This is a genomic window from Streptomyces sp. NPDC015220 (assembly GCF_043079345.1).
In the GTDB taxonomy this organism is placed as follows: Bacteria; Actinomycetota; Actinomycetes; order Streptomycetales; family Streptomycetaceae; genus Streptomyces.
Genome location: NZ_JBIBUK010000009.1, coordinates 79,058 through 101,039, shown reverse-complemented (window position 1 = coordinate 101,039; position 21,982 = coordinate 79,058). Strand labels below are relative to the sequence as shown.

Here is a 21,982-nt window from a genome sequence, read left to right as displayed (position 1 = left end):
CGGGCGGACAGCGGGGAGTAAGGGGACCGATGAGCGAGCAGCACACCTACCGGGTCATCGTCCGGGGCACTTGGGACGGGCTGACCGACGAGGCGCGGGAGCGGCTGCTCGCCGAGGCGGCCGACCACGCGATGGCGAGCATGCGGTTCACCGAGGAGGGCTCGCTGTCGTACGAGCCGGCGCCGCTGAAGCACTTCTCGATGCGTTACGTCGTGGTGTCCGACGCCGCGGACGGCGAGGAGATGGCCGCCGCCATCGCCGAGGACCGGGCGGAGACGACGCTGCGCGGCCTCGGTTACGGCTTCCGCGGCCTGAGGTCGACCGTCACGGACCTCGACACGATGAAGGTCAACCGCAAGCCCGCATCTCGGCGGTGAGCGCCCACCGTTCGTGGTCGCGCCAGGCGCCGTCGATGAGGAGCATGTCGGGCGAGTAGCCCTCCAGGCGGAAGCCGCAGGAGCGGGCGAGGGCGATGGACGCGGTGTTGCCCGGCTGGACGTTGATCTCCAGCCGGTGCAGCCCCATCGGCCCGAAGGCGTGGCCGATGACGAGGTCCAGGCCCTCCTTCATCAGGCCGCGCCCGGCCGCGTGCGCGAAGGCGCCGTAGCCGAGCGCGCCGGACCGGAAGGCGCCGTGGACGATGTTGTTGATGCTGATGTACCCGGCGATGGCGCCGCCGTCCTTCTCGCAGACCAGGAAGCCGGCCCGCGCCGGGTCCTCGGCGAGGCGTGCCGCGTAGGCGGCGTAGGCCTCGGCGGTGGCCGGCGGGAAGAGCCACGGACGGTGCAGCTCCCGGCTTTCACGGGCGCGGGCGGTGAACTCGGCGGCGTCCTCCCGGGTGAAGGGACGGATGGCCACGCGGGGGCCCTCGGCGAGGTGGCGGGAGGCGGTGTGCGGCATCCCGCCACCTTACGGGGAGCCGGGTGCCGGACTCAGTCGGGCATGACGGGGAGCCGGGTGCCGGACTCAGTCGGGCACGACGGGCAGCCGGAGCACCCCGGTGTCCCCGGGCGAGCTGACCACCGTGACCGGCTTGATCCCCCGGTTCCCGAAGTACGCGTCGTCGCTGGCCGCGATCACGAAGCGCAGCCGGTGCCCCTGCCGGTAGCGGTGGACGATGCCCGGCAGCGTCACCGTGAGGCGCCGCGTCACGTCGGGCACGCGCACCGGCGCGACGAGTCGGTGCACCAGCGTCTGGGCGCCGTCGGGGGCCACGTCGTACAACTTGGCGAACAGCACGAGCTTGTCGGCGGCGTCGGAGGAGTGCTGGGTGCGCTCCGCGGCCGGGGAGAGGACCCTGAGCGTGGCCCGGGGCGCGCCGACGACGTCGACGGTGCGGTCCAGCGGTTCGCTGGTCCAGCCGAGGTAGGTGCCCTCGGTGTCGTACGGCGCGGGGTCGGGCAGCCCGGTGACCGCGGCCAGCGAGTTCTCCGAGTGGCTGGTGGGAAGAGCCCAGTTGGCGTAGGTGCGGCTGCCCCGGGTCACCTGGTCGCGCCGGTCGACGAGCCGGCCGTCGCCCGACAGGTACAGTTCCCGGCCGAGCGCGGGGAGCCGGTCGGCCGTGGCGTAGGCGTGCTCGGGGTCGGTGATCCAGTCGCGGTGGTAGGCGAACTCCGGTTCGATGCCGGTGCCGCGCTGCCGGCGCAGGTGGCGGTCGAACCAGGCGAGGACGCGGCGGCCGACGTAGCTGCTCTCCAGGTTGCCCCGGGCTAGGTCGAGTTCGCCGGAGCCCGGGCCGTTGTCGCCGCCGCTGTGGCCCCAGGACTGCCAGATCATGCTGGTCTCGGTGCCCTGGGCACGGAGCGTCCGGTAGGTGGCGGTCGCCTCGTTGAGGTTGAAGAGGGTGTCGGCCTGGCCCTGGACCAGCAGGGTGGGCGCCTTGACGCGGTCGAGGTAGGAGGCCGGGGAGACGCTTCTGGCGTAGGAGAGCAGGCGCGCGGTGCGGTCCGCCGGGTAGCTGCCGGAGTCGAGGGTGTGGATGGTGTCGCAGGCGCCGGACACGAAGTGCAGGCAGGCCACGGAGTTGACGCGGGAGGGGTCGAGGCCGGGCTCGGTCAGCGGCCGGCTCTCGCCGATGAGGTAGAAGCCGTTGGTCCACTGCCATTTGAAGGCGCCGGGCACCGCGGCCGCGCCGACGGCGTTGTTCGGGGCGAGGGAGTAGACCAGGTCGTTCCAGGTGGCCATCGGCACGAGCGCGTCGACCCGGTGGTCCTCGGCGGCCGTGGCCAGTTGCACGGCGCCGCCGTAGGAGCCGCCGACCATGCCGACGCGTGGGTCGCCCGCGCGGTCCAGGGTGACGTAGTCGGCCCGGGTGCCGTCGTCGGCCGCCCGGGTCCCGGCCAGGAAGTCGATCAGCTGGGAGGCTGCCCGGCCGTCGATGCCCGGGTCGTCGAGGGAGATCAGGCAGCCGGTCCTGCCGAAGCCGAGGCCGGAGTAGACCAGGGTGACGTACCCCCGCTGGGCGAAGGCCGTGCCGATGACGTTCGTCGTGCCGTCGTTCTTGCTGCCGCCGAAACCGTTGGTGGCGAGCACGGCGGGTGCGGGACGGGCGCGGTCGGCGCCGGCCGGCCGGTACAGGTCGGCGTCGACCGTGCAGGCGCGGTCGCCCGCTCGGACGGTGAACTTCAGGGGGGTGACGCTGTACCGGCCGGTGGTCGCGCTCGCGGGGGCGGCGAGCGCGAGGGGCACGGTGAGCGCCGCACCGAGCGCGGCGGCGAGGACGGCGCGGGATCTGGGCGCGCGACGGAACACAGGACCTCCACACTGAGGGCAACCCGACCTACCGATCGGTAAGTACCGGCCGGGATCATGCTGTGACACGTGTCAGGCGACGTCAATCACCGGATCGGTGGTTTCTGACGGCCATTCAGCGGCGTGCTCCGAGGACCGCGCGCCCGGCGAAGCGCGGGAGCCGCCGCCACCCGGCGGAGCCCGGAGATCCCGCGTCGGACGGAGCCCGAAACCCCGCGGCCCCACCCGGCCGAGCCCGAGATCCCGCGTCGGCCACCCGGCGAAGCCCGGAAACCGCGCCCACGGGCGCGGGTCCCGCTCGACGCGGGGTGGGGGCTCCGCTCGACGCGGGGCGGACGCGCGTCCCCCTCGACGCGGGGCGGACGCGGGCCCCGCTCAGCGCATGGCGCGGGCTCGGCTCAGCACACGGCGGAGCCGCGCGTCCCCCTCAGCGCAGGGCAGGGGCGTCGAGGGTCAGGGTGCCCGCGTCGGCGTCGAGTTCGGCCGCGACTCCGAAGGGTATGGTCGCCGCCCCGGCGCAGTGCCCGAATCCGAACTCCTCGGCGACGGGCACCCCGAGGTCGCCGAGCCGGTCCATGAACAGGGCGCGCACCTGGTCGCGGCCGTCGCAGCCCTCCCAGGAGCCGAGCAGCACCCCGCGCACCCCGTCGAGCCAGCCGGCCCGCAGGAGCTGGGTGAGGTAGCGGTCCAGGCGGTACGTCTCCTCGCCCACGTCCTCCAGGCAGAGCAGGCCGCCGGCCGCCGAGGGGCGCGCGTGCGGGGTGCCGAGGTCCGCGGCGAGCAGGGACAGGCAGCCGCCGAGCGTCACGCCCCGGGCCGTCCCCCCGGTCAGGGCCGTGCCGCCCGAGGCGATGGTGCGGACCGTCTCGGGCGCGAACAGGGTCGCCTTGAGGTGTTCCTGCGCCCGGGCGTTCTTGATGAAGTCGACGCCGGCCGCCATCGGCCCGTGCAGGGTGACCAGGCCCAGCCGGGCGGCGAAGGCCTCGTGCAGCGCGGTGATGTCGCTGAAGCCGACGAAGACCTTCGGTCCCGCCGCGCGCATGGCGTCCCAGTCGAGCAGGTCCACCATGCGCTGCGCGCCGTACCCGCCCCGGGCGCACAGCACCGCGTCCACCGCGGGATCGCACCACGCCGTCTGGAGATCGGCGGCCCGGTCGGCGTCCGTCCCGGCCAGGTAGGCGAAGGTGCCGTGCCGGTCGAGGACGTGCGGCGCCACGACCGGGTCCAGGTCCCAGCCGCGCAGCACGTCGAGACCGGCCTGGAGGCGCTCCTCGGGCACCGGGCCGCTCGGGGCGACGACGGCGACACGGGCGCCGGGGGCGAGCCGTGCGGGGCGGAGGAGTTCCTTCACGTGCCGAGCTCCAGGGTCGGGAGGTCGCCTGCCGGGTCCAGGCCGAACGCCTGAGCGTACAACGACAGCTCCGCCTCCAGGGCCCGCACCATGGTCCCGGCCCGCCGGAACCCGTGCCCCTCGCCCTCGAAGGTGAGGTACGCGTGCGGCACCCCGCGTCCGGCCAGGCGGGCCAGGAACCGCTCGCACTGCGCGGGCGGGCAGATGACGTCGTCCAGGCCCTGGAGCAGCAGGAAGGGCGCCGTGATCCGGTCGGCGTGCTCGGCGGGCGACCGTTCGGCGTACCGCTCGGGCACCTCGGCGAGCGGCCCGACCAGGCTCTCCAGGTACTGCGACTCGAAGTCGTGGGTCTCCCCCGAGCCCCATCCGGTCAGGTCGAGGATCGGGTAGAGGATCGTGCCGCAGGCGTAGACGCCGGCGCCGGCCCCGGAGGCGGTGCCGCCCGCCGGGGAAGCGGTGCCGCCCGCCGCGGAGCCCGCCGCAGCGGTCGGCGACGCGGCCGCGCCTGTCGAGGCAGCCGCCGTACCGGCCAAGGAGGCCGCCGCACCGGCCAGGGAGGCGGCCGTGGTCCAGCCGCCCGCGCTGCCGCCCCGGATCGCGAGGCGGGCGCGGTCGGCGCTGCCCTCCTCGGCGAGCGCGAGCGCGACGGCCGCGCAGTCCTCGACGTCGACGACGCCCCACCGCTCACGCAGCCGGTTGCGGTACTCCCGCCCGTACCCGCTCGAGCCGCCGTAGTCGACCTCGACGACGCCGATGCCCCGCGAGGTGAAGTAGGCGATCTCCAGGTCCAGCACCAGCGGCGCCCGGCTGGTGGGGCCGCCGTGCGCCCACACGACGTACGGCGGCAGCTCGCCGGCGGGCGCCGCGCACCGCGGGTTCCGGGGCGGGTAGACGTGCGCGTGGACGTCACGGCCGTCCGGGCCGGTGAAAGTGCGGGCCCGCGGCCGCGGGTAGTACGCCGGGTCGACCGCGTCCCGGTGGGCCGCGCCGATCACCCGGGCGTGTCCGGTCCGGGTGTCCAGCTCGACGACCTCGTAGGCGGTGTGCGGCCCGGCGGCGACCCCCACGACCCGGTCGCCGTGCACCGCGAGCGTGGCGTCGAACTCGCTCCAGGGGCCCGGCGCGTCGACGAGTTCGCCCGTCTCCGGGTCGAGTATGCCGAGGGCGGCGGCGCCCCGGCCGTGCACCACGGCGATCAGTCCGCACTCCAGCGGGGCGAACCAGCGCTGGCCCAGCTTCCACAGCGGGCCGCCGAACTCCTCCTCGCGCGGGCACAGGGGCTCGCCGTCGCGGTAGAGGTTCCACCAGCCGCTGCGGTCGCTCGCGTACAGCAGCGCGCCGTCGGCGGACCAGTCGACCTGGGCGATCGACTCCTCGGGGCCGCCGGCGACGGTCCGGGGCGCGCCGAAGGAGCCGTCCTCCCCCACGTCGGCCAGCACCAGTTCGGTCCCGTCCCACGGCATCCGCGGATGGTCCCAGGCCAGCCACGCGGCCCGCCGGCCGTCCGGCGAGAGGCGCGGCCCGGTGACGAACCGGTGCCGCCGGCCGGTGAGTTCGCGCACCGCGCCGCGGTCCTCGGCCGCCGAGCCGTCCAGCGGCACCGCGGCGAGCACCCGCCGTACGTCGGTGGGACCGGGCCCGGTGAACTCCTCCAGGACGCACCAGACCTCGCCGCGCTCCACGACCAACCGCGGTTCCGCCCAGCGCAGTCCGCCGCCCACCAGCGAGACGGGAGTGAGCGGGCGCGGCTCGCCGCCGGGCTCCCAGCGGTAGAGGCGCTGGTCGGCGAAGTTCACGAAGACCACCGAGACCACGCCGTCCACGACCGTCCCGGCCCAGGGCCGGCCGCCGTACTCGATCACCCGGCTGCGCACGTTCCACGGCGCGGGCAGCACGGACCGTTCGTCGCCCTCGGGGCTCCGCCGCACCAGCGCACGTCGTCCGCCCTCGGCCGGGCGCGGCTCGGTCCACCAGACCTCGTCCCCGACGAAGCCCACGTACTCCGGCCTGCCGTCGTGCGCGGCGGCGAGGGCCGCGTCGACCGGCGAGGGCCAGGAACCGTACGGCAGGGTCTGCACACTCGCTCCCAACTCGCTCACGCCGACCGCAGGAAGCGGTCGAGGACACGGACGCCGAAGTGGAGCGCCTCGACCGGGACGCGTTCGTCGACTCCGTGGAACAGGTGGTGGTAGTCGAAGTCCTCGGGCAGCTTCAGCGGCGAGAACCCGTAGCCGGTGATGCCGAGCCGCGAGAACTGCTTGGCGTCGGTGCCGCCGGCCATGCAGTACGGCACCACGTGGCCCTCGGGCGCGAACGCCTCGACGGCGGCCCGCATCGCGGCGAACGTCGGTGAGTCGACCGGCGACTGGAGCGCCACCTCGCGATGGTGGAACTCCCAGTCCACGTCCGGGCCGGTGAGCCGGTCCAGGGTGGCGCGGAACTCCTCCTCGCCGCCCGCGAGATACCGTCCGTCCACATGGGCGACGGCCTCGCCCGGAATCACGTTGACCTTGTACCCGGCGTCGAACATGGTGGGGTTGGCACTGTTGCGCACCGTGGCCTCGACCAGTTCGGCGGCCAGACCGAGCTTGTCCAGCAGCGCGTCCACGTTCCCCAGGTCGGCCTCGACGCCGTAGAGCTCGGCGAGTTCGGCGAGGGCGGCGCGGACGGTCGGGGTGAGCCGCAGCGGCCACTCGTACGCGCCGATCCGGGCGACGGCGGCGGCCAGCCGCGTCACCGCGTTGTCCTGGTTGACCCGGGAGCCGTGGCCCGCGCGGCCCCGCGCGGTCAGCCTCAGCCAGGCGGTGCCGCGCTCACCGGCGGCGATGGGGTAGATCTGCCGGCCGGCCCCGTCGTGGAAGGTGAACGCCCCGGACTCGCTGATGCCTTCGGTGCACCCTTCGAACAGGGCCGCGTGCCGGTCGGCGAGGAAGGCGGAACCGTCCTCGGCGCTGGCCTCCTCGTCGGCGGTGAACGCGACCACCACGTCCCGGCGGGGCCGCACGCCCTGCCGGGCCCAGGCGCGGACCACGGCGAGGATCATCGCGTCCATGTTCTTCATGTCCACCGCGCCCCGGCCCCAGACGACGCCGTCGCGGACCTCGCCGGAGAACGGGTGGACGGTCCAGTCACCGGCCTGTGCGGGCACCACGTCGAGGTGGCCGTGGACGAGCAGCGCGGGCGCCGACGGATCGGTGCCCTCGATCCGGGCGACGACGTTGGTCCGGCCCTCGGTGCGCTCCAGCAGCACGGGCTCCAGGCCGGCCCCGGCCAGCTGCTCGGCGGCGTACTCGGCGGCCGGCCGCTCCCGGCAGTCGCCACCGCCCCGGTTGGTGGTGTCCACGCGGATCAGGTCGGAGGTGAACCGGACGACCTCCTCCAGTGCCTGGGCGTCAGCCATACTGCTCCTCCACGGCGGCCGAGGCGATCGTGGTGACCGCCTTGAAGGTGCGGATTCCCTCGTACATCGTGGCGCTGGTGTAGGCCACCTTGCGCTCCCCGATGCGGGACACGCCGGGAACGACGGTGACGGCGGCCGCGAGGTGCTCGGCGTCGAACTCCACCGCGACGGTGAACGGCCCGCCGTCTGCGACCGGCCGGCCGCAGACCGCCAGCGCGGCCGCCTCCTTGGCCGCCGCCCGGATGTCGGCGGCAGTGCGGGCCGGCGTACGGCACACCGCCGAGTACCGCGACACATGGTCCTTGACCGCGACCTTCAGCGCCTCCGGCGCGTAGCCGAGCGCGTCCTCGCAGGCCACGTCGTCCCCGGTGACCAGGACGACGGGCACCCCGTACTCCCGCGCCACGTGCGCGTTCAGCAGCCCCTCGCTGGCCCGCACGTCGTTCAGCCAGACACCGGTGATCTGGTTGGCGAGGTAGGTGTGGGCGAGGACGCCCTCCATGCCGGCACCCGCGTGGTAGCCGACGAAGGCGATGCCGTCCACGTCGCCGTGCTGCACGCCCTCCACCATGGACAGCGACTTGTGCCGCCCGGTCAGCATCTGGGCCCGCGGGTCCAGTTGCTCCAGCAGCAGGTTGCGCATGGTCGAGTGGGCCTCGTTGATGAGGACCTCGTCGGCGCCGCCGTCGAAGAAGCCCAGCACGGCGGCGTTGACGTCCGAGGTGAACAGGGACCGGCACCGCTCCCACTGCGAGGCCCCCGGCATCACGTCCTCCGGCCAGGTCACACCCGTGGCGCCTTCCATGTCGGCGCTGATGAGGATCTTCATGGTGCTTCACGTTACGCGGCGGCGGGGGAACTGCCTATGAGGCGGACGGGAGGTCGAGCGGACTCCCCCGGACGCCGGAGCACACGGCGTCTCCCGGGGCCGGGAGGGCACCGGGACCCGCAGAACTCTCTGACTTAGCGTCAACGCATCGGCACTGGTGGTGAGTTGAGGGTAAAGAATGTAGGCCTGGGTGGGATTTCATGCCGGGCCGAATTGAATTCATCACGATGAGATCACTAGATTGTCACCGAACTTCTGAGCGGGTTATCACTCACAAGAAGGAGCTCGCTTCCGTGGCATCCCACCGTCGACCCAAGAGGCCCAGTCGCACACGTGTGACCGTGCTGACCACCGCGGCAGCGGCCGCCGTAGCGATCAGTGCGCAGGCCGCCAACGCCGCGCCCGGCGCGAAGCCGAGCAAGGACGAGGTCAAGTCCAAGGTCGACCAGCTCTACGAGCAGGCGGAGCAGGCCACCGAGAAGTACAACGGCGCCAAGGAGAAGCAGGAGAAGCTCCAGAAGGAGATCTCCACCATCCAGGACAACGTCGCCCGCGGTCAGCAGGACCTCAACAAGCTCCGCGACAGCCTGGGTTCACTCGCCGCCGGCCAGTACCGCTCCGGTGGCATCGACGCCTCCCTCCAGCTCTTCCTCTCCGCCGACCCGGACGACTACCTGGACAGGGCGGCCACGCTCGACCAGATCAGCGGCCAGCAGGCCGACGCGCTGAGGAAGATCCAGGACAAGCAGCGCGAACTCGCCCAGGAGCGCGCCGAGGCCGCCGCCAAGCTGAAGGACCTCGCCGCCACCCGCACCGAACTGGGCGGCAAGAAGAGGGAAGTCCAGAGCAAGCTCACCGAGGCGCGGCAGCTGCTCAACTCCCTCACCGCGCAGGAGAAGGCGGCCATCACCGCCGCCGACCAGACCCGCGCCACCCGCGGCACCGACCGCGTCACGATCGGCAAGATCACCCCCGGGACCGGCCGGGCCGGCGCCGCCTTCGCCGCCGCCCAGTCCAAGATAGGCAGCCCGTACGACTACGGCCACGCCGGCCCGTCCACGTTCGACTGCTCGGGCCTGACCTCCTGGGCGTACGGGCAGGCAGGCGTCTTCATCCCGCGCACCTCCGAGGCGCAGGCCAACTACGGCCAGCGGATCAACTCGCAGAGCCAGCTCCAGGTCGGCGACCTGGTCTTCTTCTACGGAGACCTGCACCACGTCGGGCTCTACGCGGGCAACGGCATGGTGCTGCACGCCCCGCACAGCGGCGCCGTCGTGCGCTACGAGTCGATGGGCAACATGCCCTACCAGTTCGGCGTCCGCGTCTGACGCGACATCCGGGCGGCCGCCCGGCGGTCCGCCCGGCGGTCCGCCCGGCGGTCCGCCCGGCTAGACGGCCCGCTGCGAGACGGCGGCGTCCGGGCGCAGGTCCTTCAGGGTCAGCCGGTGCGCCGGGGGGTCGGGCAGGACGACCCGGCCGGCGGCCACGGGACCGGGACCCACGTGGAGCAGTTCGCCCGGCTCCAGCAGGCGCCAGCCCGGATTGTCGTCCATGCGTTCGCTGGCGACGACCACGGCCGGGTGGTCGGCCAGGTTCGCGGAGTGGATCCGCATCCGCCCGTGGCTGCCGCTGTGGTCCAGGTGCCGGGTGCCGTGCTGCCCGCCCGCCGGACGCTCCAGGACGTAGAGCTCATGGGTGTCGGGGTAGCGCAGCGCCCACAGTTCGTCGGGGGTGACCAGGACGAGGTTGAGGGCGAAGACGGGCAGGTTCCGGGCGATCCACCGGGCGGCGTGCTCGATGCCGGCGGCGAGGTCGCCGCCCCGATCCCGCGTCTCACGGGTGATGAGGGCGAAGACCCGCTCGGAGTCGGTGTCCCCCTTGACCAGCGACCGGTCCGGTCCCAGGTGGTCGTCGAGCGCGTCGAGGCCCTCGACGACCCCGTTGTGCGCGAACAGCCGCCCGTCCTGTTCGAAGGGGTGGGTGTTGCGGGCGTCCAGGCTTCCGGTGGAGGCGAAGCGCACATGGGCGATGAACGTGGCGGACTCCACCCGCCGGGCCTCCTCGGCGAAGGCACGGTCCTCGTAGGCGGCGATCGGGGCCTTGTCGACCCTCGGGGCGCCGTCCGCGGCGAAGCGGCCCAGTCCGGTGCCGTCGGGTTCCTGACGGCTCTGCCGGCTGAGGCTGTCCGGGGCGTCCAGCAGCCAGAAGGTCGCGTGGGTGCGCCGCGGCGCGCTGCTGAGGCCGAAGAGACGGCACATCGGGTTCCTCCTTGGTGCTCCCTGGTCACCGTACGGTGGCTCGCGCCCGGCCGCCGCTCGGACGGGCGGACGCTCGGCCGCTCGGCCGCGCGGACGCCGTCCGGCGAACTCCGGCAGCCGCGCCACCGACCAGGGCGTGCCTGAGAGGGATGTCCGCGACGGGGTGCGTCCGTGACGGTGGGTGTCCGCGACGGTTCGCCGTCGCTCGCGGCCGATGTCAGCCGACGTACCGGGCCGTGGCGCGCGGGGGCCGTGGCGCGCCGGACGACCATCGCGCGCGGGGACCGTGGCACGCGAGGCCGTGGCACGCCAGGCCGCAGCGCGCTGGGGCCGGCGCTCGGGCGCGGCGCTCCCGCCCGGTTTCCGCCGGCCCTTTCCGCCCGCCCGGGGGCAGGCGGGCGGGGGCCGCTCCGGCCGGGACCGGTTCGGCGCCCAGCGGGTACGAACCGGCTCCCGTCACCAGCCGCCGGGACGGTCGCCGAGGGCACCGGCGTTCGGCTGTGGCCGGGGTGACGGCCGGCCCGCGGTGGCTGTTCGTCGTCGGTGGTGTCAGTGGCGGCCCGGGCTGTGCGGGTTCTTGGTCTCCGCGCCGTGGGCGAAGCCGCCCGCGTCGTCGGCGTCGCGGTGCGGCTCGCTCTGCTTGTCCATCCGGGGCAGCACGCGGCGCAGGTCCTCCAGGAGCAGATCCGCCAGATCGTGGCTGAAGCCGTTGCGGACCACGATGCGCAGCACGGCCAGGTCGGTGCGGTCGGCCGGGAAGGTGTACGCGGGCACCAGCCAGCCGCGCTCGCGCAGCGCGGCGGAGACGTCGAAGACGCTGAAGTGGTCGATGCCCTCGCGCACCCGGAAGGCGAAGACCGGGATGTCGCTGCCGTCGGTGATCAGCTCGAACGGGCCGAGCCCGGCGATCTCGGCGGCCAGCCGGGTGGCGACGTCCCGGCAGGTCTGCTGCACCCGCCGGTAGCCGTCGAAGCCCAGCCGCAGGAAGTTGTAGTACTGGGCGACGACCTGGGCGCCCGGCCGGGAGAAGTTCAGCGCGAAGGTCGGCATGTCGCCGCCGAGGTAGTTGACGTGGAAGACGAGGTCGTCGGGGAGGGCGTCCTTGTCCCGCCACAGTGCCCAGCCGACGCCGGGCATGACCAGGCCGTACTTGTGCCCCGAGGTGTTGATGGAGGCGACCCGGGGCAGCCGGAAGTCCCACTCCAGGTCCGGGTCGAGGAAGGGCGCGATCATGGCTCCGGACGCGCCGTCCACGTGGATGGGCACGTCAAGGCCGGTTCGGGCCTGGAGGTCGTCCAGGGCCGCGGCGATGCCGGCGACGGGCTCGTAGCTGCCGTCGAAGGTGGAGCCGAGCACCGCTACCACCCCGATGGTGTTCTCGTCGCACAGCTCGACCGCCTTCTCGGGGGTGAGGTGGTACCGGTCCCCCTCCATCGGCACGTAGCGCGGTTCGACCTCGAAGTAGTCGGCGAACTTCTCCCAGCAGATCTGTACGTTGATGCCCATCACGAGGTTGGGCCGGTCGGTGGGCCTGCCCTCGGCGCGGCGCCGGTGCTGCCAGCGCCGCTTGAGCGCCAGGCCGCCCAGCATGGCCGCCTCGCTGGACCCGGTGGTCGAGCAGCCGATGGCGTGCCGCGGGTCCGCGGCGTGCCACAGCCGGGCGAGCATGTGCACGCACCGGGTCTCGAGTTCCGCGGTCTGCGGATACTCGTCCTTGTCGATCATGTTCTTCTCGGCGCACTCGTCCATGAGCAGCCGGGCCTGCGGTTCGGCCCAGGTGGAGACGAACGTGGCCAGGTTCTGCCGGGCGTTGCCGTCGAGCATCAGTTCGTCGTGCACCACCTGGTAGGCCGTGTCCGGCTCCATCTCGCCGTCCGGCATCGCGTAGCGGGGCACTTGGAGGGGCTCCCGGCTGAAGATCGGGTTGACCGCCAGGTCCCGGCTCGTGCCCCGGCCGCCGCGGGGGTGCCTCACCGTCATGCGCGCTCCGTCCTCCGTGCGTGGTCGGTCTTGGCGACGGACCTGGTGGGTCCTCGCGTGGGTACGGGTCCCCCGCCGCCGGGCCGCGGAACCCCCGCCCGGTCAGCGCTCCAGGAAGTCGAAGAGCTCTTCCCAGCGGCGGGTGATGGTGTCCGGGTCGAAGCGCCGCACGCTGCGCAGGGCCTCCTCGCCCAGCGTGTCCCGCAGTTGCTCGTCGGACATCAACCGTACGAGGTGGCGGGCGAGTTCGGTGGTATTGCCGGGCCGGGCCAGCAGTCCGTCGCGTTCGTGGGTGACGATCTCACGGACGCCGGGCGCGCAGTCGAAGGCCACGCACGGCACTCCGCCGGCCATCGCCTCCAGCAGCACCAGGGGGAAGCCCTCGCCGCGGGAGGACTGGACGAAGACGGAGGAGGCGCGCAGCGCCCCGGGCACGTCGTCGGTCTGGCCGGCGAAGTCCACCGAGTCGTCCAGACCGAGCTCGGCGCACCGCTGCCGCAGTTCCGCCTCCGCCTCTCCCTTGCCGTAGATCCGCAGGGTCCAGCCGGGCTGTTTCGGCGCGGCCTCCGCCCAGGCTTCGAGGAGCAGGTCGACGCCCTTCTCGTGGGAGAGCCGGCCGACGCTCGCCACCACCTTGGCCGTGCGCGGCGACGGCGCTCCGGGCACGATCGGCAGCGGGTTGGGCATGAAGCCCATGTTGTTCAGGCCCTCGCCGACCCAGCGGTCGGCGTCCTCCTGGGTGAGGGCCAGCAGCCGGTCGACGTCCTTGAAGTACCTCTTCACCCGATCGAAGCGGGAGGACTTGCGGGAGGTGTCGAAGGACTCGTGGGTCATGCCGATGACGGGGTGCCCGGCGGTGTCCGCGAGCGCCACCCACTCCATCGCCCACACCTGCGGCACGATGATCATCGCGCCCGGCCGGGCGGCGCGGAACAGTGCCGAGAGCCGGCCCGCGGCGGAGCGCATGTGCGTCTCGTGGCGGCGGACGGCCGGGTCGAAGGAGCCCAGCGGCCGGCGCGCCCGGGGCCGGCCGGGCGGGCGGCGGGCGTACAGCGTGACGGTCCGGAACGGGGGCCGCTCGCCGAGGTCCATCGGGTGGTTGGCCGGGGCGACGCCGATGACGGTGACCCGGTGGCCGCGTTCGGCCAGCAGCCTGGCCAGCTGGGTCTGCCAGCGGCCCACGCCGCCGAGTTCGTTGACCTCGTTGGCCACGAAGAAGATGTCGCGCTCGGTCATCGGGCCTCTCCCGCCGGGCCGAAGAAACGGTCGACGATCTGTGCCGCGGCGTCCCCGCGGTCGTACTCGCCGTACTTGTCCACGAACTCCTTCAGCCGCGCCTCGTACTTGGCGCGCACGGCGCCCAGGTCGCCGAGCACGGCGAAGAGTTCCTCCTGGGTGCGCGGTACGGGGCCGGGCGCCTCGGCGAGCAGGTCGAAGTAGGTCCCGCGGGTGTCCTCGGCGTACTCCTCCCAGTCGTGGGCGTAGAACACCAGGGGACGGCGCAGGAGCGCGTAGTCGAACATCACCGAGGAATAGTCGGTGATCATGGCGTCGGCGAGCAGCATCAGCGGGGTGATGTCCGGCTCGGCGCTGACGTCGATCACGCGTCCGGCCACCGACGGGGGCAGGGTGAGGCGGTTCAGGTAGTGCGCCCGCACGAGCAGCACGAAGTCGTCGCCGAAGCGGGCGGCGAAGTCCTCGATGTCGAACGGGAACCGGAAGTCCCGTACCCGGCCGTCGGCACCGGCGCGGAACGTGGGCGCGTACAGCAGCACGCGCCGGCCCGGCTCGATGCCCAGGCGTTCGGCGAGCCGCTGCACCTCGGGGTTGCGCGTCTCGCTCTCCCGTGCCCGTACCAGCGCGTCGTTGCGCGGGTAGCCGGTGCGCAGCAGCTTGTCCTCGGGGATGCGGTAGGCGCGGGCGAGGGTGCGCACGTCGTGCTCGCCGCGGACCACGAAGTGGTCGAAGCGGTTCAGCGCCTGCTGGTAGGCGCGCTGCTCCACCTCGGACAGCATCCGCAGGCCGGGTTCGTCGAAGCCCATCCGCTTGAGCGCGGAGCCGTGCCAGGTCTGGATGTACGTCGTCTCCGGGCGCTTGGTCAGGCGCAGCGGGTAGCCCTGGTTGTCGATCCAGTACTCGGCCTGGGCGAGCGCCTTCAGGTAGCGCCACGACCAGCGGCGCACCAGCTCCACGCCCTGCGGGAAGCCCTGGGGCCGCTCACCGGCGTAGGACCAGATCGGGGTGATGGGCGCGCGACGGCGGCGCAGTTCCTCGAAGATCGCCCGGGGGCTGTCGCTGTACTGCTTGCCGAGGTGGCTCTCGAAGACGACCGTGCCCTTGCGGACGGGCAACTTCGTCAGCATGCGCTCGTAGACCTGGAGCTTGCGGGTGCCGGAGTTCAGCTCGCGGCGCACGGCGCGCACCTTGCGGTAGGCGCTCTTGGCGGCGCGCGCGGGGCGGCCGTGCAGGTTGCGCTCCACGGCGGCGCGTCCGGTGCGGGCGACCCGGCCGTGCTGGGTGAGCCGGAAGGCCAGGTGGCCCTTGGCGGACACCTGGGCCTCCAGGCGGTCGGCCATGAGCCGGGTGAGCCGCGGCCGGACGGGCACGGCCTCGGCGTCCTCGAGGTCGACGGTGCCCACGGTCAGCCTGCTGGTGGTGCGCCTGCCGTCCGCGGTGAGGTGCAGCCGGACGTCCCAGACGTCGTCGACGATGCCGAGCGGTCTCAGCAGCCGGGCCAGCGGGACCTCGGCGCGCCAGGTGATCCCGTCGCCGTCGTGGCGCGGGGCGGGCAGGGGGAAGCGGAAGGTCTGCAGGCTGCGGCGCCGGGCCCGGAACTCCAGCTCGGCGGTGAGCTTCGCGTCCGGGGCGACGGTGTGCAGCGGGTTGACGATCCGGCCGGCGAGCGTGACGTCACCGCCGTGGACGGTGTACTCGGTGAGCCGGTTGCGCAGGAACATCTGGTTCAGCCGCTTGGCGTGGTAGCCGAGGGCGGTGACGTCCAGGACCGCGCGCATCTCGGCGTCGTCCAGGTAGCGGTCGGTCCAGTAGATCCGGCCGTCGTGCTCGACCAGCGGCGTGGCGATCTTGCCCCGGTTGAGCAGCGCGTCGATGGCCGGCATCAGGTCGGTCCAGTCCTCGCGCAGCATCAGCTGGGCGCAGATGGCGTGGATCTTGTCGAGTTCGGCGTAGGCCGCCTCGGGGAAGTCCTGGACGTAGCCGCGGGCCAGTTCGGCGAAGCGGTGCCGGTAGTCGTCGTCGAGGAAGGGCAGTTCCCGCAGGTACAGCACGAGGTCGTGCTTGAGGAACTTGATGTCCTTGCGCAGCTTCAGCTCGTCCTGGCCCCGGCGGTCCAGGATGGCGTCGATACGGCGGTGGATCTCGACCCGGTCGGCGAAGTTGCTGATCTCGCCCCGCCGGTTGCTGATCGACTTCACGGCGGTCTTCTGGACGACGTTCCAGTGGTAGACCGTGTTGGGGATGAGGGTGATCCGCTCGGCGGCCAGGTACGCCTGGGCGGAGAAGAGCAGGTCCTCGTAGTGGATGCCCCTGGGGAAGGCGAGGTCGTTGTCGAGGAGGAACGCGCGCCGGTAGCACTTGTTCGTCGAGAGGGTGTCGAAGACGAACAGGTCGGGCAGCTCGGCGACCGAGTCGAGGGTGCGGGTGGAGCGGTACAGCCACGGGTACCAGAGGACCCGCTTGTCGTGCCGGCTGTCGGTGTGAACCCGGACACACAGGCCGGAGACGAGGTCGGAGCCGGTGCGGTCGGCGGCCTCGACCATGTTGCGGCAGGCGTTGCGTTCCAGCGTGTCGTCGCTGTCCAGGAACATCACGTACCGGCCGCGGGCCGCCCGCACGCCCTGGTTGCGGGGCTCTCCGCAGCCGCCGCTGTTCTCCGGCAGCCGGATGGCGCGGACCCTGCCGGGATGGGCCGCGGCGAGCGCCTTGGCGACCTCGTGGGAGCCGTCCGTCGAGCAGTCGTCGGCGATGATCACTTCGACATTGCGCAGTGTTTGCTCGAGGACGGAACCAACGGCCGTCGGAAGTCGCTCTTCGTCGTTGTAGACGATGACGACAACACTGACGTCCGGCTCGGGCGCGACGGTCGACACGGCCACCTCTCGTCTCTGTTCCGTTCGGGATGCGGCGGGGTGGACGTAACCCTACAGGCTGTAGGGGGAGCGGATTTCCCCGCCCCCGCCAAACTACGTCAATGCGACAATACGCCGCCCCCCTGACACGCAGGACATCCCGTCGCCCCGGACCGTCACCGTACCCGCCCTGCCGCACACCCCTTCTACGGCGGCTCGTATCCGGCCGCCGTCCGGGACGAACTCGGTTGCCGCCAGGGGTGTTTCGCCGCTCGCCAGGACGGTGGGGCCGGTACCGGCGACCCGGGAGGAACGGGGGCGCGGAAGCGAGCCCCCGGAGGCCTTGCCGCGGCCGGCGCCGAGCGGGGGCGGGCCGGTGTCGACGGGGCGCGGTGCGAAGAGGCCGGGAGCGGCCGGCGGGACCGGCGTCCCGGAGCACCGTGTCCGCTGCGTCGGGCGCCTCGCGCCGGAATCCTCCCGGTACCGACGGCGCCGACTCGTCACACCCATGCCCAACTCCCCAAGACGATGGCGGGAATCCGTCCCGAGCGACGGCGTGTACGGGCTGTCGGGCACGCCTCGGTCTTCCGGGCGCCCTGCTGTTCCCGTACGGCTCCTCCTTCCCCGGCAACGGCGGGCCACGCCGGTCCACGCCGGTCCACGGAACCGGGCGGGGTACGCCCGCCTGCCCTGGGCGGGCAGGCCCGGGCACACCCCGGCCGGTCGTCCGGCGCCGGTCCGGACCTCGTCCGGCTCCGTCACTCGTCCGGCTACGGCTCTCGTCCGCCTACGGCGCTCGTCGGCCTACGGCGCTCGTCGGCCCTGCGCCAGTGCGCCACCGGCCGCGGCGGCGCGGCACGTGCCGGACCGGCGCCGGAGCCGGAGCCGGAGCCGACGACGGTGGCGGTGGCGGTGGCGGTGGCGGTGGCGGTCCCGCTCAGTCCTCGTGGCCGAGCTGGAGGTCCCGTTCGGTGCGTCCCCCGCCCGCCACTTGCAGGACGGTGGCGACCGGCGGGTAGCCGGCCGCGATCACGGTGTACTCGCCGGAGGAGAGGTCCACGAAACGGAACGTACCGTCGGCACCGGTGGTGAGCGTGTCGACGACGTTGCCGGCCGCGTCGAGGAGGGTCACGCGCGCCTCCTCCACCGGCCGGCCGCCGCTGGCGCGCACGGTCCCGCGCAGGACGGCTCCGCCCGCGAGCTCGATGTCCTGGCGGGTCTCCCGGGAGGCCTGCACGCTGACCGGCAGGGCGGCCGGCCGGAAGGCGGGCGCGCTGGCGGCGAGGGTGTACTCGCCGGCGACGAGTTCGGTGATGACGTAGCCGCCCTCGCGTCCGCTGCGGGTGCTGGCGACGACCTCGCCGTGCACATTGGTCAGGGTGACCGTGGCCTCCCGCACCGGGCTCCCGTCGGCGGTGCACACGGTGCCCGCGAGGCGTCCGGCGCCGCCGAGGACGACATCGAGTTCGACGGGGCGCTCGCCGACGGTCACGGAGACCGCCTGCGGCTGGTGTCCGCCGGCCGCGGCGATCAGGACGTAGGACCCGGTACCCGGCGTGGACAGCGCGTACCGTCCGTCCTCGCCGCTCGCGCCCCGTCCGATCTGCTGCCCCCCGATGTCGATCAGGGTCAGCGCCGCGCGCGGCACGACGGTCCCGTCCGCGTGCTGCACGGTGCCGCACACGGGGACGCCGGCCGGGTAGGGCGAGCGGGCCTGCGGAACGGAGCCGGTCGGCGACGCGGTGTCGCTCTCGTAGCCGGTCGGGGCGGGGGTGTTGTGGGACACCAGGGGTTTCTCCTTGAGGAAGCAGGCGAGGATCAGGCCGAGGACGAGCACCGGCACCAGGTAGAGGAAGATCCGCGGCATGGCGTCGGCGTACGCCTGGATGTAGGCGTCGCGCAGGGCCGGCGGGAGCGCGCGCACCACCTGCGGGGTGATCGACTCGGGGTCGGGGAGGGCGGCGCCCGCTCGCGCGGGGACGCGGGCGTGCAGGGCGTCGGTGAGCCGGCCGGCGAACAGGGTGCCGAAGACGGCGGCGCCGACACTGCCGCCGATCTGCCGGAAGTAGTTGTTGGCGCTCGTCGCCGTGCCGAGGTCGGCGGGGCGCACGGAGTTCTGCACGGCGAGCACCAGGACCGGCATCACCAGGCCGATGCCGGCGCCGAGGACGGCCATCCAGACGCTGTACTGGAGCCGGGGCGTGCCGGTCTCCAGCCGGGACAGCAGCCACATGCCGAGGGCGGACAGCGCGCTGCCGAGGACCGGGTAGATCCGGTAGCGGCCGGTGTGGCTGATGAGCTGCCCGGAGACGATCGACGTGCCGACGATGCCGCCCATCATGGGCAGCATGAGCAGACCGGACTCGGTGGCCGAGGCGCCGTCGACCATCTGGAGGAAGGTCGGCAGGTAGCTGGCCGCGCCGAACAGGGCGACGCCGACGACCAGGCCGACCAGGCCGCTGATGTTGAAGACGGAGTCCCGGAACAGCCGCAGCGGGATGAGGGGTTCGGCGGCGAAGCGCTCGGCGACGGCGAAGAGGAGGGCCGCGACGGCGGCGCCCGCGCCGAGGCCCCAGATGACGCGCGAGTTCCACGCGTACTCGGTGCCGCCCCAACTGGTCAGCAGCACCAGGCAGGTGGAGGCGGCGGTCAGCAGCGCGGCGCCCAGGACGTCGAAGCGGGCCCTGCCCCGGGGCCTGGGCAGTTTCAGCACGACGGTGACGACGGCCAGGGTGACCAGCCCGAACGGCACGTTGATGTAGAAGCACCAGCGCCAGGAGAGGTGGTCGGTGAAGTAGCCGCCGAGCAGCGGTCCGGCGACGGAGGCGAGGCCGAAGGCGGCGCCGATGAGTCCCATGAACCGGCCGCGCTGCCGGGGCGGCACGATGTCCGCGATGATCGCCTGCACGCCGATCATGAGCCCGCCCGCGCCGACGCCCTGCACGGCACGGAAGGCGATCATCTGGTCCATGGTCCCCGCCCGGCCGGCGAGCGCGGAGCCGACGACGAAGACGAGGATGGCGAACTGGAAGACGCCCTTGCGGCCGATCAGGTCGCCGAGCTTTCCGTAGACGGGCAGTCCGACCGTGGCGGTGAGCAGATACGCGGTGATCGCCCAGGACATCCTGTCCAGGCCGTGCAGCTCGCCGACCACCTTGGGCAGCGCCGTGGCGACGATCATCTGGTCCAGGGCGGCCAGGAGCAGGGCCAGCATCAGCCCGACGAAGACCAGCCGCACCCGGCGGGGGCCGAGCGCGGGGACCGGGTCCGGGGGCGGCGCGGCGCGGGGGCTCGGGGGCGCGGCGCGGGTGTCCGGGGGCGCCGCCACCGGTTCGTCCTGCACCAGAGTGATCCCGCCCACGTACCTCTCCCTCGTCGCACCTGCCACGCGAGTTCCGCGCGTGAAGCGACAACTACGGGCAGGTGCGGCGAGTTACGGCACAGCGCCAGAACCTGGCGAGATCACTCGAACCGGTGAGGGACCAACACGGGCCGCTCCAGGGGGAGTTGCCCGCGCGGGACTACTTCGTGACCTCGGCGGCGAGCTTGCCGAGCATGGCGTCGTAGATGCGGCCGAGCCCCTTGGGCGCGAACGTCCGCTCGAAGAAACCGCCGATGCCGCCGGCGCCCTGCCAGGTGGTGGTGACGACCACCCGGGACCTGCCCTCGCCGGCCGGGGTGACCCGCCAGGTGGTGACCATGGAGGAGTTGCGGTCCTTCTCGACGAGCTCGCCGTCGGTGGGCTCGCTCACCTCCATGAGGCAGTCGCGGATCCGCTTGCTGGTGGCCTGCAGCTTCCAGTGGACGAGGGTGCCCTCGCCGTCCCCGCCCTCGCGCACCTCGTACTCGCTGAAGTGCTCGGGCAGCAGCTTCTCGCGGGTGCCGCTGTAGTCGGCGAGGGCGTCGAACACCTTCTCCGCGTCCGCCGCGACGACCCGCTCCGTAGTGGCCTCGACCTGCGCCATGGGGTTCCTCCAGGACATCCGTTCTCAGGGTTGGGGCAAGCCAACCACCCCCCTGCCCGGCCCCCCAAATCGGGGTACGGCATGTGATCGGCCCCGGTCCCCCGCGCGGCCGCCGTCGGCGCCCGAACGGTCGCCCGCACGATCAAGGGAACATGTGTTCTATTCTGTCCCTCAGCGCTACCAAGGAGGCGTCATGCGCTGGGACAACCTCACAGCCGACTCCGGGGCCCACGGCGACAGCCGGGCCGACGCCGCGCTCTTCGGCGCGGAAGCGGTGGTCACCCGAACCTTCGACACGCCCGAGTTCCGCGGGATCACCTTCCACGAGGTCCGGGCCCGTTCGATCGTCAACCGGGTGCCGGGAGCCTCCCGCATGCCGTTCGAGTGGACGGTCAACCCCTACCGGGGCTGCACTCACGCGTGCGTGTACTGCTTCGCGCGGAAGACGCACAGCTACCTCGACCTGGACACCGGGCTCGACTTCGACAGCCAGATCGTGGTGAAGGTGAACGCGCCGGACCTGCTGCGTCGCCGGCTCGCCTCGCACCGCTGGCAGGGCGAGCACATCGCGATGGGCACGAACGTCGACTGCTACCAGCGCGCCGAGGGACGGTACCGGCTGATGCCGGGCATCCTGAGCGCGCTGCGCGACCACGCGAACCCGTTCTCGATCCTGACCAAGGGCACGCTGATCCTGCGCGACCTGGAACTGCTCACCCAGGCGGCCGAGGTCACCGACGTCGGCGTCTCGGTCTCCGTCGGCTTCACCGATCCGGAGCTGTGGCGCACCCTGGAGCCGGGAACGCCCGCGCCGGAGCGCCGGCTGGACGTCGTGCGCACCCTCGGCGAGCACGGCATCGGCTGCGGAGTGCTGATGGCCCCTGTGATCCCCTTCCTCAGTGACCACCCGGCCCGGCTGCGGGCGACGGTCAGGGCGATCGCGGCCGCCGGCGCCACCTCCGTCACTCCGCTGACGCTCCACCTGCGCCCGGGCGCCCGCGAGTGGTTCATGGCCTGGCTCGGCCGTCACCACCCGCACCTGGTGCCCCGCTACGAGCGGCTGTACGCCGAGGGCGCCTACGCCCCCACGTGGTACCAGCGCCGAATCACCCGTCAGGTGCACGAACTGGCCCAGGAGTACGGCATCGGCCCCGCGCGCGCCGCGGCACGCCGCCGTATCCGCCCGGCGGAGCCGGCGCCCGCTGCGCCGGCGCCGAGCGGTTCGTCCGAACCTGTTCAACTCCCGCTCGTCTGAGCACGGCCGGGACGTCACCCGGAGTCGGCCCCCGCCACGTCGGCGCCGACGACGACACCGGTCGCACCGGTCCACCGGACCACCGGACCACCGGTCCACCGGTCC

The 21,982-nt window shown here is 73.0% G+C and carries 15 protein-coding genes; 3 read left to right on the top strand and 12 right to left on the bottom strand.

Annotated features, from left to right (window positions below):
* Positions 1–29 precede the first annotated feature (29 nt).
* A complete protein-coding gene (locus ACF061_RS19870) occupies positions 30–377 on the top strand; it encodes a DUF6204 family protein (RefSeq protein ID WP_392268204.1) in 348 nt (115 codons plus the stop codon).
* Here ACF061_RS19870 and ACF061_RS19865 read toward each other — a convergent pair.
* The 6 genes from ACF061_RS19865 to ACF061_RS19840 all read right to left on the bottom strand — a co-directional run bounded on the left by ACF061_RS19865 (position 349) and on the right by ACF061_RS19840 (position 8,331).
* Entirely contained in the window at positions 349–900 is a 552-nt protein-coding gene (locus ACF061_RS19865) for a GNAT family N-acetyltransferase (RefSeq protein WP_392268203.1), read from the bottom strand. The two genes, ACF061_RS19870 and ACF061_RS19865, sit on opposite strands and share 29 nt — an antisense overlap.
* Before the next feature lie 66 nt (positions 901–966).
* Positions 967–2,751: a CocE/NonD family hydrolase gene (locus ACF061_RS19860; protein ID WP_392268202.1), complete on the bottom strand. Its 1,785-nt coding sequence runs from the start codon at positions 2,749–2,751 to the stop codon at positions 967–969.
* Positions 2,752–3,178: 427 nt separating this feature from the next.
* On the bottom strand, positions 3,179–4,102 hold the full coding sequence (locus tag ACF061_RS19855) for an LD-carboxypeptidase (RefSeq protein WP_392268201.1): 924 nt from the start codon (positions 4,100–4,102) through the stop codon (positions 3,179–3,181).
* Positions 4,099–6,180 (bottom strand): prolyl oligopeptidase family serine peptidase, encoded by a 2,082-nt coding sequence (locus ACF061_RS19850; protein ID WP_392268363.1) that lies wholly within the window; start codon positions 6,178–6,180, stop codon positions 4,099–4,101. Before ACF061_RS19850 ends, ACF061_RS19855 begins: the two co-directional genes overlap by 4 nt.
* Before the next feature lie 17 nt (positions 6,181–6,197).
* Positions 6,198–7,502 (bottom strand): M20/M25/M40 family metallo-hydrolase, encoded by a 1,305-nt coding sequence (locus ACF061_RS19845; RefSeq protein ID WP_392268200.1) that lies wholly within the window; start codon positions 7,500–7,502, stop codon positions 6,198–6,200.
* A complete protein-coding gene (locus ACF061_RS19840; protein WP_392268199.1) occupies positions 7,495–8,331 on the bottom strand; it encodes a M55 family metallopeptidase in 837 nt (278 codons plus the stop codon). Before ACF061_RS19840 ends, ACF061_RS19845 begins: the two co-directional genes overlap by 8 nt.
* Positions 8,332–8,624: 293 nt before the next feature.
* Here ACF061_RS19840 and ACF061_RS19835 point away from each other — a divergent pair, with 293 nt between their 5' ends.
* A complete protein-coding gene (locus ACF061_RS19835; RefSeq protein ID WP_392268198.1) occupies positions 8,625–9,659 on the top strand; it encodes an NlpC/P60 family protein in 1,035 nt (344 codons plus the stop codon).
* A 60-nt stretch (positions 9,660–9,719) separates the two neighbouring features.
* Here the strand turns inward: ACF061_RS19835 and ACF061_RS19830 are convergent, their stop codons facing one another.
* From ACF061_RS19830 to ACF061_RS19805, 6 genes are all read right to left on the bottom strand, one after another.
* Complete coding sequence (locus ACF061_RS19830; RefSeq protein WP_392268197.1) at positions 9,720–10,589, bottom strand: class II glutamine amidotransferase; 870 nt, start codon at positions 10,587–10,589, stop codon at positions 9,720–9,722.
* Between the two features lie 549 nt (positions 10,590–11,138).
* A complete protein-coding gene (locus ACF061_RS19825) occupies positions 11,139–12,569 on the bottom strand; it encodes a glutamate decarboxylase (protein ID WP_392268196.1) in 1,431 nt (476 codons plus the stop codon).
* A gap of 102 nt (positions 12,570–12,671) precedes the next feature.
* Positions 12,672–13,805, bottom strand: a complete 1,134-nt coding sequence (locus ACF061_RS19820) for a glycosyltransferase (protein WP_392268195.1) — start codon at positions 13,803–13,805, stop codon at positions 12,672–12,674.
* Entirely contained in the window at positions 13,802–16,678 is a 2,877-nt protein-coding gene (locus ACF061_RS19815) for a CDP-glycerol glycerophosphotransferase family protein (protein ID WP_392268194.1), read from the bottom strand. The genes ACF061_RS19820 and ACF061_RS19815 overlap by 4 nt, the downstream gene beginning before the upstream one ends.
* 916 nt (positions 16,679–17,594) lie before the next feature.
* Positions 17,595–20,018 (bottom strand): MFS transporter, encoded by a 2,424-nt coding sequence (locus tag ACF061_RS19810; protein ID WP_392268193.1) that lies wholly within the window; start codon positions 20,016–20,018, stop codon positions 17,595–17,597.
* A gap of 160 nt (positions 20,019–20,178) precedes the next feature.
* Positions 20,179–20,622: an SRPBCC family protein gene (locus ACF061_RS19805; RefSeq protein ID WP_392268192.1), complete on the bottom strand. Its 444-nt coding sequence runs from the start codon at positions 20,620–20,622 to the stop codon at positions 20,179–20,181.
* A 193-nt stretch (positions 20,623–20,815) separates the two neighbouring features.
* Between ACF061_RS19805 and ACF061_RS19800 the strand changes: the two genes are divergently transcribed.
* The gene (locus ACF061_RS19800; RefSeq protein WP_392268191.1) at positions 20,816–21,877 is read left to right on the top strand and encodes an Rv2578c family radical SAM protein; all 1,062 of its coding nucleotides are present in this window, start codon (positions 20,816–20,818) and stop codon (positions 21,875–21,877) included.
* Positions 21,878–21,982 lie beyond the last annotated feature (105 nt).

Coding starts and splice junctions, on each gene's coding strand:
- ACF061_RS19870 (WP_392268204.1), top strand. CDS start 30: ATGAGCGAGCAGCACACCTACCGGGTCATCGTCCGGGGCACTTGGGAC.
- ACF061_RS19865 (WP_392268203.1), bottom strand. CDS start 900: ATGCCGCACACCGCCTCCCGCCACCTCGCCGAGGGCCCCCGCGTGGCC.
- ACF061_RS19845 (WP_392268200.1), bottom strand. CDS start 7,502: ATGGCTGACGCCCAGGCACTGGAGGAGGTCGTCCGGTTCACCTCCGAC.
- ACF061_RS19840 (WP_392268199.1), bottom strand. CDS start 8,331: ATGAAGATCCTCATCAGCGCCGACATGGAAGGCGCCACGGGTGTGACC.
- ACF061_RS19830 (WP_392268197.1), bottom strand. CDS start 10,589: ATGTGCCGTCTCTTCGGCCTCAGCAGCGCGCCGCGGCGCACCCACGCG.
- ACF061_RS19825 (WP_392268196.1), bottom strand. CDS start 12,569: ATGACGGTGAGGCACCCCCGCGGCGGCCGGGGCACGAGCCGGGACCTG.
- ACF061_RS19820 (WP_392268195.1), bottom strand. CDS start 13,805: ATGACCGAGCGCGACATCTTCTTCGTGGCCAACGAGGTCAACGAACTC.
- ACF061_RS19805 (WP_392268192.1), bottom strand. CDS start 20,622: ATGGCGCAGGTCGAGGCCACTACGGAGCGGGTCGTCGCGGCGGACGCG.
- ACF061_RS19800 (WP_392268191.1), top strand. CDS start 20,816: ATGCGCTGGGACAACCTCACAGCCGACTCCGGGGCCCACGGCGACAGC.